This window comes from Bradyrhizobium sp. B124 (genome assembly GCF_038967635.1).
Lineage (GTDB): Bacteria > Pseudomonadota > Alphaproteobacteria > Rhizobiales > Xanthobacteraceae > Bradyrhizobium.
In genome coordinates this window covers 3,782,357-3,796,284 of the sequence record NZ_CP152413.1, presented here as the reverse complement: position 1 = coordinate 3,796,284, position 13,928 = coordinate 3,782,357, and the positions used below count along the sequence as shown (strand labels likewise).

Below are 13,928 nucleotides of genomic sequence, written 5' to 3'. Positions count from 1 at the left end.
GCCAAATCTGCAGCTTTATCCCCTTGAATGCAGATTCTTGAGCAAAGTCTCAGGCCGGCTTTTCAATCTTGTAAATGATCGTCATCCTCACAAAATGGACGATGGTCATGACCCTCTTCGAACACTCTGGTGCCGCCGCTGCGGAACAGCTTGCGACGGCAGAACTCCTGGAAGCATTCGAGACGTCCCGCAAACGTCATCTTATCTACGCTGACGACGAGGATCTCGTTCTAGCTGACGACGGGGCGAACCTTAGCGCCGTGTGCCATTCGGGACGGCTGTGTTGGGCCCATTTCCTCTGTAGCGAACTAGCCAATCATTTTGACTACGACGTTGATGACCGAACCATCAATCAGCGGGTCTTCTTGTTCACCTTGGTGGATATAAGCTGCGCCAGGTCATCTGAGGAGCTGCAAGTTGACCTCAGTCCGATAACTCGATGCTTGAGAAAAGGTCTGCGGGATCGAAGTTATATCGGAGTGATTGAGCCGGGCTTGTACAGTCACGTCAACACTCCGGGTGCGAACCTGAAGCAGTCGAAATGCATCTCTTGGCATCTGCATGCCCTAGTGTGGGGGATGACAAGGAAGGATGCAAAGCAGCTTGTCGCCAAATTGAATGGCTCTCGCAGATATATCCCCATCAGCCCCGGCCAAGCCGGAGCACACCAACGACAAGTGCGCGAATATGAGCTTGCAAGCGCGGTAGGCTATCTCCTAAAGCCTCCGAGAAATTCTTACCGTCTCGGGCTACGTACGGAGTCCGTCGCCTCGGGCGAACAGAGGCATATCCAGTATCAAAGCAAACTGCGGCCGGGCGAACGCCTGACGCTCTACTTGCAGCTCAAACACCTATCTCTGCCTGATTTGTGGATCGCCGGAAAAGAAGGAAAGGCAATTCTTGGTCGCGTCAAGCACCGCTCTAGAGCCGCCATTCGTCGTCACGAACGAACAGAGCGAGCGCGACCAAAATCGCGGAGTTTGAAGCCATCCGACCTGTTTTCTCAATCTTGTAAATGATCAAGCCAGCGATGCTGCTGGCGAAATCAGGAGCATATGAAGATGGCAAGAAAGATAGAAAGCCGGGTCGAGGATACATCACTCACGTCTGACTTCGGCGAGCTTCCAGGGTACTTCCCCGACGACTATCGCGACCGAGTCGTTGCCGCTAGGCGCAAGTTCGACGTCTTGGATCGACTTTCGTCAGCTGAGCTTGAAGCATCCTTCGACGAACGGGCGGTCCAGGATTGGGATGCGGAAAGAGCAAAGCAGATCAAGATTCTGAATCGGTGGCTACGAGAGACAAAGGCCGTCATCACCGAGCTGATGAAGCTGTTTCACGACTTGCGCGATAGCCAATCAGTCCTGGAAGAAGTGTTGCTTGAGCAGTCTGGCAAGCGACCGAAAGAAAAGCCGACGGCGAGACGGTAGAGCTGCGCCGAGGATTGCGGATACCCCATAAACTCTATGCAAGGCCGGACTGGCGAAGGCGATGCCCGGCGATATGCCGGGCCTCGCTCCCGCATATCTATGCCGTCCGCCGGGCAGCCGCTGAGAGCCTGCCCTCCCAAATTTAACCGGAACATGAAGCGCGCTCGCAATCGATGCGCTCTCCAACTCTCATGAAGGAAATCAGCGATGCCAAATCAGACTGCGAACCCATCGGCCCTTGAACATCTCAACGTGATACAACGAAAGGCCGTCACTTTTGGAATGCAAAGCGGCAAAGTAACTCGACATCGGCCACTGCTCATTGTTGCTGGCGCGGGTACCGGCAAGACCGAGACATTGGGAATGCGGACCGGCTGGCTCGTCGCTTGCGGAGCCAAGCCGAGCGAGATTTTAGCTGCCTCCTTCACCCGAAGGGCATCAAAGGAACTTGTTGAACGCGCTCAGAAGGCAATCGGCACTGCGGTCGGCAATGCCGGAGTGAAATTGCCCTATGCCGGAACATTTCATTCGATTGCCTACGGCCTCTTGAACGAATACCACGACCATGTCGGGCTAGGCGAGAACTTCACCTTGCTAGATCGCGACGACGCAGCGGATCTAATGGATCTGGTACGAACCCGTTCTGGCGAATTAGACAAGAATAGTGCGTTCCCGGATCGCCATGTCTGTAGCGAAATTCATTCGTACCAGAGGAATGCCTGCTTATCACTCAAAGCGACGATAAAGCGTGACCGGTACCGACGTTGGGAGAAAAATACAAAGTCCCTGTCGAGGATATTTGCTAGTTTCACGGAAGCGAAGAGGTTGCAATCCGCGGTGGATTACGACGACCTTCTTGTGCTACTGACCGAACTCCTTCAGCATCCACAGGTAGGGCCGCGTCTCAGGCGACGGTTCAAGTATGTCCTTATCGACGAATTCCAGGACACTAATCGGCTTCAGTTCAAGATCGTCAAACTATTAAAGCCGTCCGGTCGAGGGCTAACGGTCGTCGGAGACGATGCTCAGGCGATCTATTCGTTTCGCGCGGCGACGGTGAAAAACATTCGGGATTTCCCACAGAGCTTTCCATTCCCAGCCAAAATCATCTCGCTAACCCGCAACTATCGATCTACTGAACCGATCCTGCAATCATCGAATGCCGTGATGTCCCTGGCAGTTGATGCCTTTAAGAAGAAGCTGTGGTCCAAGCGAAAATCTGATCAACTCCCGCTGTTGACGACTGTGGCGGATGAACTGGTGCAGGCGGATCACGTGGTGCGAACAGTACTTGACCTACGGGAGCAGGGAATGCCGCTCGCACGGCAGGCTGTTCTGTTCCGGACTTCGCAACAGAGCTTGCAATTGGAAGTCGCGCTAAACAAGGCAAAGATACGGTTTCAGAAATGGGGCGGCTCAAAGTTTCTGGATTCCGCGCATATTAAAGACGTCATGGCAGTCCTAAAATGGTGGCAAAATCCGCGCGACCAGGTCGCTGCGTGTCGGGTTTTGAACCTCTTGGACGGGATCGGAAAGGCAACTGCAGATCGCTTGTCTCAGGAATTGTGCAAAGCGAAGTTCATGAAGTTGATTTCACAGGCAGTCGTGCCGAGTGCGGCTGCAAAGCACTGGAAAGCTCTCGTCAAGATGTTTGGTCGGCTTTACAGTTCGGATTGGCCAATGTCTCTGGAGGTAGTTGTTCGCTGGTATAAACCTCATCTGGAACGGCGGCATAGTGAAGACGCAGAAAGTCGGCAGGCCGATCTTGATCAACTCGTCGCGCTGGCCGGAGCATTCGGCTCGTGCCGTGAGTTCTTGACCGACTTGGCGTTGGATCCTCCGGGGATGCTTGCCGAACAACAGCCCGCAAAGGAGAACGATGACGACATTCTGACCCTCTCGACAATTCATTCGGCGAAGGGATGTGAGTGGAAATCAGTAACGGTTCTCAGCGTCATGGAGGGTTGTATCCCGTCCAGTAAATGCAAAGCCGACGAGGAGATTGAGGAGGAGCGCCGGCTGCTCTATGTGGCGATGACGAGAGCGAAGGATCGGCTTGAGCTTGTTCTTCCAAGACGAAACTTCCAGCCAAATGGTCGATATCCTGGAGCAAACGTATATTCGCTGCCGTCTCGATTCATTCCGCAGAAAATCTATGGATGTTTCGAGCGAGAGTTGCGATCTGACACGAGAGCGCGAGCCGGTCGGGGAGGCTAGCTATCTCCGCCGGCGTAAGGAGGCCCCTTCCGAGTCAAAGCCGAAGGGGGTCCTCTGCTGGCGAAGTTACGAGTCGGCCAGAGCGTGATCGTGAGTGTTTCCAAGGAACACTTAGCGGTAAGGATCAGTGGGGTCCGCGTCGTCACTAGCACGATGAAGTTTACGATGACCAGGCTGCGGCCGGCTTTGGTCTCTTGGGGAAGCGTTCCCTATATAGCCCGAATATGTCAGTCCCGTTTGACTCCAGCGTAGTGTCATCATCAGGATCTTCTTTTGGATCCGTCGTGGTGGTAGTGGTGGCGTCGATGATCGTTTCGATCACAGATCCATATGCGGCGCCGCTTCGGATGTCCCGATGTCCCCGTTCCCAAGAGAGACAAACGCAATGAGCGCCTCGTGGTCGCCAACAAGGGAATCCACTTCAACGGAATATTGATGCTCTCTGATTTTGGCAGGGGAGCTTTGCACCCTGAGCGTGACTTGCCACGGGAGCCATATATCCGTCCTCCTCGCCTCGCGAGGATCCACGTCACGCCGATTGAAGATGGATCGATGGCTTCCTATACGTTCAAATCCATCAGGGTCGAAGACGAGCGGGATGTGTTGGTTTTACCTCGCGCCCTGTCAGAATTGTCGGACCGCAGAGAGTCGTCGCAGATTTAGCGGCGTGCTACGTTGAAAGTCGAGCGCGGCGTGTCACTAGGACGCCTCTGCCCGTATCGATAGGGAGTCCGCAACGGGCCATAGGTGTCGTTCCCATTCGATTCCGGCAGATCGTCGTTCCAGGTGTATTCCCGGGGCCGCCGGTAGAGCGGGAGGCCCATGTTCGCCAGGCGCGCGCAGCCAGCGATCCCGTTGTTCGCCTTTAAAAACCAAATGAGTTCGTTCGGCCGAACCTCCTGGTCGTATGCCCATTCGAGTGCACGAGCCCACCTGCTACGGGTAGAGATATTCGTAGCAGCAGTCGCTGTTGCATCAATGATTGTCCGCAGTGCGTGCGTACCAGCGCGTTTCGGGATGTTGTACTCCTGGCGAACGACCCGAGCCAAAATCGGCAATAGATTGTCGTCCCCAAGAGTGTGGAGGGCGCGATAGACGGCCCGCAAGTACCGATAGTCGGCAAACCGCTTTTTGCTCTTCCCAACCTTCTTCGCCGCCTTTCGTACTCGGTCGAGCTGCGCCCGGATTTGATTTATTTCGCTCCGTTTGATTTGCCGGATGAGCGAGCGTCTCTTCATTTGAGCCTCCAGAGCCACAACTGCTGCTAAAATTAGTGTGCGCATCGGTCGGAGTTTCTGGGCAGCGGTGCCGGGCCAAGCCCTCAGGCGAATGTCGAGGCGAAAATTAGAAAACGGCTTGGTGCTCAGAAGCGATGTTGAAGGCGAAGTTCGTCGCCTCTCGCGAGGCCAACGGCCCCTTTTCGAGCGGCATGAAAACACAATCTGTCAGCGCTGATGGCTGATTGGAGCCGCTTCATCTCCGATGCCAGCGGTGGTGCACTATCTGGTCGTAAGAGGGGCGGAAAATGGAATCTTGTAAATGGCGCTTAGTCGGCAGGAATCCTGTCCCGGCGGTTTCTTCGCGAGGAGCGAAGAATGAAGTTGCCCAGCTTCTGAGGGATCGCGCCGCGTGCGGGGAAGCAGCTGGTGTTCGGTCGAAGAGCTCGTTCGGCGAGAAGAAATTCTGCGCGGGACATACCACGTTGTTCACCGCGACAGATCCTGATCGGGCGGTTGATCACGGTGCCTGGATGAACTGAGCGGTTTCGGGGCTTGAAAAAGCAATCTTGTAAAATAGCTGGCTGCGATCAAACCGTCGCGGTGGCGTCCGAGCAAATTCGGACAAAGGAGATAGGGAAATGAAAAAACACTCTACGAAGATGAATTCCTTCAAGGTAATTCCGGGCGGAAAAGCCGAAGTAGTTAAGGCGACGAAGGCGCTCACTCATGAAGATATCAAAGAGTTTCTCGCGAGGTTTGCGGAGGCCATTTTGGTGGACCAAGAGCGGGTCAAAAAACTGCCGCGTAAAAGCTTTCATCCTCTTTACGACAACGGCATGTGGAAGAGGAATCGCGAAGACCATCTCGGCGCTCTTGTTGAACTATCAATGACTGTAGACAAAATGCCGAAGCGTTTGTTGAAAAAGCTGACTGAGCTGGCCATCGCTTACAAACCTGAAGCCGTTAAGCAGCCTCTGTTGGACATTATCAGCGATCTCGCAACAGGCGTCGGGTCCCCCTGGTTATATGAAACCGCCTCGCTGTTCTTCAACGAGTTGATCAAGGATGTGAGCCGTCAAGGCCCGGGTACATCTGCCAAGGGCAGCCCGAAGGAAATGATACTGAGGTGGTTTGACTACGACGATCCAATTCAAATTGCCAAGGATCCGGAATGCGAATATGTCGATCTACTAGCTTCGCTTATTGAGCGCGAATCTGAAAAGACAAAGAGTGCCCTAGCCGGACGGAGCAGATTGGCGTTTATCGAGATGCGGGTCGCCAAGGAGTTCTGCGATTACTTGTTGCAGCAGCCCCGCGATCCGTAGATCTGGCGGTGAACCGACGAAAGTGAGCCCAGTACGCGTCATTGGAACTGATAAGGTTTGTTGTCTTTCCTTATCAGTTGGACGGTCCTCGGCCGGTTCGAATCCGGCTTCGGAATGTAGTGGCCGTGGCCGGTCGGCAGAGAAGGGCGGAGCACCGTTATGCCGCTCCGCCTCTCTCACTGCGCCTTCATGGCGACTTCAGTCATCAATGAGGAGGCGGGCAGCTCTTGATGACTTCCTGGATCTGCGGCGCGTAAATCGGGATCTTGATGAAGAGCTGGCCTTTGTCCGTCGGAATCGAAGCATAGACTCGCCAGTAGATGCCGTCCGCGAGCGATTGGCCTGCCGTCATGGTGGGGATGCTGAGCTCATTCCGGAAATCGCTCGCAGGAAAGAAGCCTGCCGGGCTCGGCGGCTCGTCGTTGAGCCGCATTTGACCGACGACGGGGTTGCCTGGCATGCCGCCCATAGTGGGCAGCTCCACGGTGGGTTTGCCGGCCTGGTCGACGACCAACGCTGTGATGGCGAGTCCTGAGGCGCCGCAGCTGATCTTTATCTCGGCGACGACGCCAGCTGCGCCTTGTCTCGAATAGGCCGTCAGAACCGCTTTGTCGGTCATTTCGTCGATCTTGGACGAGATGGACCATTCAGTTTCACGCTTGTTCGCATACTCGGGACCCATTTTTGCGGCGACTTGGCGCAATTCCTCTAACCGGAGTTGCTCGGCATTTTGGCGAGCCGCCTGTTGGTCGATCAGATCTTGCTTTTGCTTCAGTTGGATCTGTTCGAGGCGCAGGCGATCCTCTGACTTCTGGTTGTCTAGTTTCCGCTGCTCGTCCTGTTTTGCAGCAATCTCGGTCTGTAACGCTTGGTCCGCTCTATCGAGCAGAGTCCGCAAGGTTGGCTGAGCCTCCATCATGGTCAACATCAGAAAGCTTTCCGACGATTTGTCCGTTCTTGTGGTGTCGATCCGTGTCGAGCCAATGCACTGGAGCTGGAGTTGCCGTCGTTTCGGCCAGTCGCCAGTTGGGTTCGTTCGAGCACTGGAATCAGAATGTGCGGGGTCGAAGCAAACGACGTTCAGATTGGGGATAAGGATCCGCTTTACCGCAGCCGGTGCGCGGGCGTTAGTGGCGACCAGCTTCTGCAGGCAAATTCGGAGGTTGGCTTCTGCTTTCGCCGCTGTTTCGTTGTCGATTTCCGAGACAAATTGAGGCTCACGGACTTCGGGGGGAAGGTGGGCAACAATCCACTGCTTGCCGGAATGATCCGGATCTAGATCGGCGACGGATTTCCAGTAGCCGGTCTCGACCTCGCCACGTGAGAACAGCGGGTGGTTCAACAGGGCGCAGATCGCGTCGGATGAGGCAATCGTGCCGATCGGCGTTCTTGATCGGATCCGAACCGATGGACCGATGTAGAACGGCTCTGCGGTCTGAGTTGAAGTAGGCTGTGAATTGTCGGCATCCCCCACTTCCCCATTCGATGGTGGCGGCGAAGTTCTTCCGGGACCGGCCTTTGAATCGGAAGACGCTTGGTCGACTGGCCCAAATGGCTTGGTGAAGGATCTGCCATCGACTGCTGCGAACCGGAGATGGCCGCGTCCATTCGCGTCGAAACTGGCCGACCAGACGAAGCCGCTGCCGCCGTGAATCCAGAAGACCGGAAGACCATTTTGCGCCGAGCGTTGGAAATCGCCGAAAAAGTCGAACGGAATTCGGTCGCGCGGCTGGCGGCCGGTCGCTGCGAGCTGAACCTCTGGTTCGGTTAGCGGCTTCAAGGTTACTTCGCCGAAGGTTGCAATGACGGAATTCGCGGCCGCGGAAGGATCGGTCGCGCGCCGGACGTCGGCCGAGCCGTACTTGGCGGAGAGGCGCGTGATCTCGGCTTGAGCGTCGGTCGCTCTCAAGAACGCCGGCTTCAGCGACCGATTGACGTAGACCGCCGTGCCATCTTCCGCATGCAGGATCGAGGTTGCGGTAGTAGTCGGGCCTCTCGGGTCGGGGTCGTGCTTGGCTTTCTGGCACCAGGTAAATCCTGGAAAGCTATTGCTCGCTTGGCAGTCATACTGAGCGTAGGCCGAGCTTTGGAAATTGACCTTGCCGCCGAGTGCAAGGCCGTCGACGGCATAAACAGATGGCTTGGGTAGAGAAGCCAGGCCATCTGGTGCCGGCGGACCGCTGGCTGGCCGGCAGTGGCTGCGGATCTCGGCAAGTCTCGGATCGGTCGGCTGCAGGTTTGGAACGACGATGGAGAGGCTCGAGCCTTTGCGCTGGAGTGCCCTGTCGATGCAGACCAGCTCGGTTGTTGGCAGCCGCTCCCAGCGGGATTGATTGGCTTCTGCAACGGCTGAATTGATCGTTCGGTCGAACTGACGAAAGAGGTCGGCCGGCGATTGTGCATGTGCGGTGGCCAACGAACCGATCGAAACCAAGGTAACCAGTTCAAAAAGTCGCGCTTGGAAGCCACATAGAACCGCAGACATCGATAATCCTTTCGCAATCATACCGCCGTGTCGCAATGCAGGATTGTGCGGCGATGTTGGAAGAAGTGGCTGGAAATCCGTCGGCAATGTCGGATGTGGGTGAGAGGGCTGGCTGAGAGGTTGCAACGGCTCAAAATATCTGAATTTCAGATATTATCCGTTTTTTAGATTATCTAGAAGCAGGATTATTTGTTCGCTCCACCTGTTCGGTGGGCGGACCCATGTCACGTACCTTGCAGTCGACGCGACATGAGACGCTTCGGCTGTTCTTGATCGAAAAGAGAAAGAAGGCCGGTCTCACGCAGGCCGCGGTTGCCGCAAAGTTGAAGCGGTACCAGTCTTTTGTGGCCTCGATAGAGACCGGCCAGAGGAAGGTGGATGCTGTTCAACTGATTGCCTTTGCCGAAGCAATCGGTTTCGATCCTCGGGAAGCCATCAAACGGATGATGGCGAGCAAGGACGACTGAACAAGGCTAGTACTCGTCAGCCAACATGAGTGTGATCACTCGCTCCGTGACCGTTGGATCTGCTGGATTGGGCGAGTGTCCGGTCATCGAGAGATTGTAGTAGTCGATCTTGAAAAAGACTCTGACGCCCTCGAAGTCAAAGGCGCCAAAATCATGCTCACTGTGTGGGTCGTTCTCGGTACAGAAATCGTCGAACACCGCGATGGTCTGGACCAGCCGAAGGACTGCTTCGGGACCAAGAGATGCAATCCCTATGGTCATCACGGCGCCGCCACCTAGCAGATGCCGGCGTAGATCGTCATTGAGCGCGCGAATCCGCGCCTTGTCGTTAGACATGGCTTGCTCCTATCAGTGCAGTATTTGGGGATGTGAGTTGAAAGATGGCGCGGCTTGAGCCGCGCCATTGGGGTGCTACGAGTTCAGTGCTACGTGGCCGCCGGGCTTAGAAGCGCGACGGCTCGGTGGTGCCGGTAGAACCGCGGCACCTTCGGATAATCACGATAGCGAAGCGTCAGAAGATCACCCTTGCGCTCCACAACGATGGCCTCTGCCCAGCCGTGCTCCTGCGATTCCTGGGCGACGACGAGATGTCCAGCTTCGATAGTTTCCCAGTTCTCTGGAAAACCCTTCTGAGCCGGCAAGGGGCCGTCCGCCTTGCCGCGCGGCACGGCGTCGGCCTCTACTGCGATCCACGAGACGAGCTCGCTGTAGAGGGCTTGGCGGATTTCCGGCACCGAGCTGCGGCCGGTCAGCGGAAGTCTGCCGAGCGGAAGCGGCTCGATCCAGCTGACCAGGTCGGCTGACTGCATTTCATAGAGACACAAGTTCATCTCGGCGGCCGCACTGATCAGCTGGTCCTCATTCCGGCTCAGGTATCTCGCGCCGCGCGGCTTGAGGCGCTCGTCAAAGCCGAGAATGACATAGACTTTGGCGCTCGCTCTTGCCGCTTCCGCCGCCACCTTTGGACCGGCTTTCGCGGTGGCGGCCCGTGAAGCGGGCGAGACTACAGTCGCGAGCTCGTCGTACAGCTCGCGTTTGATGAACGGCAGGAACGCCTTGCCCTGGGCGTGCAGACGGCCAATCGGGATCTTGGAGGCGATCTCGATCAGCTTAGGCCGATTGACGTTGCAGACCGCCAGCTTCAACGCCAGCGCGGCTTTCCTGGCTAGGTTGGCCTGCTTCCCGGGAAATCGGCCGGCCTTTGGCTTACCGGCCGGATCCAGGCCGTAGACGATGACGGGAGGACTCAAAGGTGCAGAGGATTTGGAGGCCTTAGGCTTGGTCATTGCAGCCTCCCTCAAAAGCAGAAGGGGCCCGATTTGGGCCCCTTTCTGCGACGATCGATCTATTCTGGCTCCGGGAGGGCCCGGACAATCTAGGTTTTGGCATCTGTCTATTTCCTCTTTCTGAAAATCACGAGGCAAGCACACTTAGCCTCGTAGAAGTATACTCGCCAATTATCGTGAAAATATCAATCATTTCAATACTTTAATTGAAGTTTTGTTGCTTGAATTATTGCAGATATTAATGCCTTTTCAGCGCTATTCGAGCGCAATTACTATAAGCAATACACGATATTTGCTCACAAGACTTACGATCATCAATATTGTTGCCGTTGCAGATGTTCAGGCCGCTGCCGGCGCAGTAATGCCAAAGCGCATGTTGAATATAGCGCGGAAAATTCGCCGGAAAGCTGGCATCGAATTGCCGCGCGTCGATCTGCGCCGCAACGCGCCGCAAGATATCGGCGCAGCCGTTCTCGCTGTAGCAGCGCTGGCCATAACCGTGAGGCGCGCCAGACTTCGCCAGGATTCCGGTGCGGATGAGCAGATTGTGCACGAGCCGGTCGACGACGATCATCTGGCTGCCGACCTCGAACCAATCGGGCCGGCGTTCCCGATCGGCCATCAGCACTGATGACAGCGTCATGGTGAGGACTTTGTCCGATATTCCGAAGATATGACGCGTCGGTCCGATCAACGACTCTTGCGCAGACAAATTGCCAACGTCGGCCGCGGCCGCGAGCTGATCGTCGATCCACCGGAAGAGATCTGATTCAGCTACGTCTCTGACGAAGAGGAAGAAGCTAAACGCGGTCTGGTTGAGACGGCCATTTCTCAAGGGATGAGCAGGGACTGGGCATCCCCGAAAGTGACGCTGATGACTACACCCTCGTTTGGTCTTGTCGTAGCGGCAGTCCTCGTAAGCCCAGTAGCTCTGCAGGAGCGAGCAGGTCGGATCATGGTCAATCTCAGCCTTGATCTGATGCCACATAATGCCGCCGTGAGCCGCCAGATATGATGCTGCGGCGCCGTCGGAGATTCCCTGAAAGTTGAAGGTCTCGACCATCCAGTCGAACAGGGCCGGTGTATCTTTGGATCGAACGATTTGACGTAGGTTTGGATCAGGTGAAGCGACGGTCGCTTGGCCGAAGCTCGACCGGCTGGCGGTCTCTCGCGCGATCGCTTCGATGAGCCCTATCGCGAAATAGATGGGCCCGTCATGCCGCTTGCGGGGTAACAAGCTTAGCTTCCGATGCTTTCTTAGATCAGCGATACCAACCTCCTCTGAGCATCACTATCACCGTCGATGTATCGTTGAGTTGTCTGGATCGATGAGTGGCCCGCCAGGAGTTGGACATCCCTGAGTGATCCGCCGGCTTCATGAACCAGGCGAGCTGCGCGAGTGATGAAGGTTCGGCGTCCCGAATGAGAGGAGCATCCGTCTAATCCTGTCGCGCGAAAGACGCGGTTGAACCAGACAACGATGCTCAACGGGGTCATGGGGCCGCCGCGCTCAGATCGAATGACGGGCCCTTCTCCCTGCGATTTCCTACGCCAGGCGATCAGCGCGCGGCGTAAATCGCTTTGAATCGGGATCCGGCGACCGTGGCGCTTCTTCGCGACAGCGTCGCGCAGTTCAATCGTTGTGCCGATTTCTCCGTCGGCGGTCTCGACCATTTCCCAAGTGAGTTTGGCGATTTCGGCCGCGCGTAAGCCAGCCTTCAACGACAGTAAGACGATAACGCGATTTCTATCCGGGTGTCTCGTCGTTTCGGCGAAGAGAACTAAGTCTCGCGCCGCTTGAGCAGAGAGGATTTTGGCTTGTTTGCCTGCCATCTCAATCAAACCGACTGACGAGATTCTAGCTGATCACGTTCTGCACGCAACACAATAAAAGCTTATCAGTTTTAGCTCGCTCAAGGCACGCCGTGTCCGAACGGAGCTGCATAGCTACGATTTAGAGGAAAACGGCGACGAAGTGCGCGCTACGTTCTCTCCGCGGTTTCTTCGGTTGTGCGACCTAGGCTCGTGAGGATGGGTTGCTCAATTCTTTCCTTCACGAACTTCGTATGAGCCTTATCAATCCAACGTCTTTTGGCATTCACGGCAGCGCTTGCTGAACCAGCCAGTTTGGGACGAAGCCTTCTTATCGTCGACGCAACCCGAACTCTCGGCCCAGACATAAGCTGCGGAACGCATTGTCTCGCGTACAGTCGGAATGGCAGCTCAAATAGCGACGCGCCATTCTGATAGTCAGATACACCCAAAGCCTCGCATAAGGTGACGGGGCTGTGACAGAGTAGCGCTTCATTTTCAATCGCGTCACGACAATAAGGGCCACGTCTGATGCGCATGACTTTCTTTCCGCGCAAGGGCTTCAGTGCCCGAATCAAAACTGCGCTCCCAACCCCTTTCGGACCGACGACGAAATTCAAGCAAAACCCGTGTGACGCAGCGAAAACGTAGGCATGTCCGCCCGGCAAGAACATCGCCTCACTTCCCTTTTTTGGAGGGTAATGGTCGTCGGAATAGCTATGAGAAGTCGGATCACGATCATCGTACGCTTCGGTCTCAACAATGCTGCCCCCAACTGGGCCGGCCTCGCCGTCGTCGAATATGAGGATCGCTCCAATCAGCTTTTGTGCCACAATGTCAACATTCTCCTCTTCGAAGAACTGATTGTCCAATTGCGGCAACTGGTTCAAGTCCAGTTCGAGGGCTTCATTCATCGTCGAACTCTCGATTAAAAAATTCTGTTTGCAATCGAAATTTTCGTACACCTCTCAAGTGGCAAGCCTAGTGGTTTAGTTGCAAGTTGCCAGCGCTTCTGAAAGGAATTGGTGCCTTCGAAACTTTGTCGTCGATCTCGTCCGGATGGTCCTCCGAGTTTGAGCCCTACGAATGCGATCCTGCCTTGGTCGGAGTCGAAATCAGGACCAGGTGCCAGCTCGAGCTGCGGAACGAAAGAGAGCCACCTCGATCACATCCGGCGTCGCGTTGTGAAGTCGCGCAAGAATTGAGGCTTCTTCGACGTAGCAGCTGTAGCTCAGTACACCTTTTGCGTGGAAGTTCGTTGAACCGAGCAACGATCTCGTTTTTGGAAATGCGCCTCCCCAAGGAGTCAAGGGATCAATGATCGCTTTGATGACGTTGGCGTCGAAAATTAATGCCGGTCCCTCCCGAAACGTCAGTCTTGCAAAATAAGCCATCTTGGTCGTCGTGGCGAACCCTAGTCCTGTCACCAGATTGTTCAGTCTTGCGATTGTGGTGGTCGCCGACTGCGGGGTGGTCCTGAAGCCGGCCAAGACTTCAGCAAACTGCGAGGATGACTCAAATGCGTTCGCAAAGCCAAGCCATTTCCCGCCCGGCATCGAACCGCGCGGAAATCCCCAAACAATGGATGCTATCACCCCCCCATTCCGGTTTCGCGTCGGCCATTTGAAAAACCTGCCGTCGGGAAAGCTTTCGGGGTGGCGATGCGCATGCCCGCAAAACTGCATC

At 55.6% G+C, this 13,928-nt stretch carries 13 protein-coding genes; 5 read left to right on the top strand and 8 right to left on the bottom strand.

The features are described from left to right. The first annotated feature begins 74 nt into the window (after positions 1–74). From AAFG13_RS18220 to AAFG13_RS18210, 3 genes are all read left to right on the top strand, one after another. Entirely contained in the window at positions 75–1,019 is a 945-nt protein-coding gene (locus AAFG13_RS18220; RefSeq protein WP_342712894.1) for a hypothetical protein, read from the top strand. A 42-nt stretch (positions 1,020–1,061) separates the two neighbouring features. After that, positions 1,062–1,430: a hypothetical protein gene (locus AAFG13_RS18215; RefSeq protein WP_342712893.1), complete on the top strand. Its 369-nt coding sequence runs from the start codon at positions 1,062–1,064 to the stop codon at positions 1,428–1,430. Between the two features lie 207 nt (positions 1,431–1,637). Continuing rightward, positions 1,638–3,647 (top strand): ATP-dependent helicase, encoded by a 2,010-nt coding sequence (locus tag AAFG13_RS18210; RefSeq protein WP_342712892.1) that lies wholly within the window; start codon positions 1,638–1,640, stop codon positions 3,645–3,647. A 659-nt stretch (positions 3,648–4,306) separates the two neighbouring features. On the opposite strand, the gene AAFG13_RS18205 is transcribed toward AAFG13_RS18210, so the two are convergent. Then, positions 4,307–4,885: a hypothetical protein gene (locus AAFG13_RS18205; protein WP_342712891.1), complete on the bottom strand. Its 579-nt coding sequence runs from the start codon at positions 4,883–4,885 to the stop codon at positions 4,307–4,309. Between the two features lie 620 nt (positions 4,886–5,505). Between AAFG13_RS18205 and AAFG13_RS18200 the strand changes: the two genes are divergently transcribed. Beyond that, positions 5,506–6,192, top strand: a complete 687-nt coding sequence (locus AAFG13_RS18200; protein ID WP_342712890.1) for a hypothetical protein — start codon at positions 5,506–5,508, stop codon at positions 6,190–6,192. A gap of 205 nt (positions 6,193–6,397) precedes the next feature. Here the strand turns inward: AAFG13_RS18200 and AAFG13_RS18195 are convergent, their stop codons facing one another. After that, a complete protein-coding gene (locus AAFG13_RS18195) occupies positions 6,398–8,677 on the bottom strand; it encodes a hypothetical protein (protein ID WP_342712889.1) in 2,280 nt (759 codons plus the stop codon). Positions 8,678–8,898: 221 nt separating this feature from the next. Between AAFG13_RS18195 and AAFG13_RS18190 the strand changes: the two genes are divergently transcribed. Then, positions 8,899–9,144 carry a helix-turn-helix transcriptional regulator gene (locus AAFG13_RS18190; RefSeq protein ID WP_342712887.1) on the top strand — a complete coding sequence of 82 codons (246 nt, stop codon included), beginning with the start codon at positions 8,899–8,901 and terminating at the stop codon, positions 9,142–9,144. Positions 9,145–9,150: 6 nt separating this feature from the next. Here the strand turns inward: AAFG13_RS18190 and AAFG13_RS18185 are convergent, their stop codons facing one another. The 6 genes from AAFG13_RS18185 to AAFG13_RS18160 form a co-directional block, all read right to left on the bottom strand. Beyond that, positions 9,151–9,480 (bottom strand): DUF3768 domain-containing protein, encoded by a 330-nt coding sequence (locus AAFG13_RS18185; RefSeq protein ID WP_342712886.1) that lies wholly within the window; start codon positions 9,478–9,480, stop codon positions 9,151–9,153. 89 nt (positions 9,481–9,569) lie between these two features. Beyond that, positions 9,570–10,430 carry a hypothetical protein gene (locus tag AAFG13_RS18180; protein WP_342712885.1) on the bottom strand — a complete coding sequence of 287 codons (861 nt, stop codon included), beginning with the start codon at positions 10,428–10,430 and terminating at the stop codon, positions 9,570–9,572. A gap of 238 nt (positions 10,431–10,668) precedes the next feature. Then, positions 10,669–11,667: a hypothetical protein gene (locus AAFG13_RS18175; protein ID WP_342712884.1), complete on the bottom strand. Its 999-nt coding sequence runs from the start codon at positions 11,665–11,667 to the stop codon at positions 10,669–10,671. Positions 11,668–11,687: 20 nt separating this feature from the next. Beyond that, complete coding sequence (locus AAFG13_RS18170; RefSeq protein ID WP_342712883.1) at positions 11,688–12,263, bottom strand: site-specific integrase; 576 nt, start codon at positions 12,261–12,263, stop codon at positions 11,688–11,690. A 149-nt stretch (positions 12,264–12,412) separates the two neighbouring features. Continuing rightward, positions 12,413–13,156 (bottom strand): DNA-3-methyladenine glycosylase, encoded by a 744-nt coding sequence (locus tag AAFG13_RS18165; protein WP_342712882.1) that lies wholly within the window; start codon positions 13,154–13,156, stop codon positions 12,413–12,415. Positions 13,157–13,357: 201 nt separating this feature from the next. After that, the gene (locus tag AAFG13_RS18160; RefSeq protein WP_342712881.1) at positions 13,358–13,837 is read right to left on the bottom strand and encodes a hypothetical protein; all 480 of its coding nucleotides are present in this window, start codon (positions 13,835–13,837) and stop codon (positions 13,358–13,360) included. Positions 13,838–13,928 lie beyond the last annotated feature (91 nt).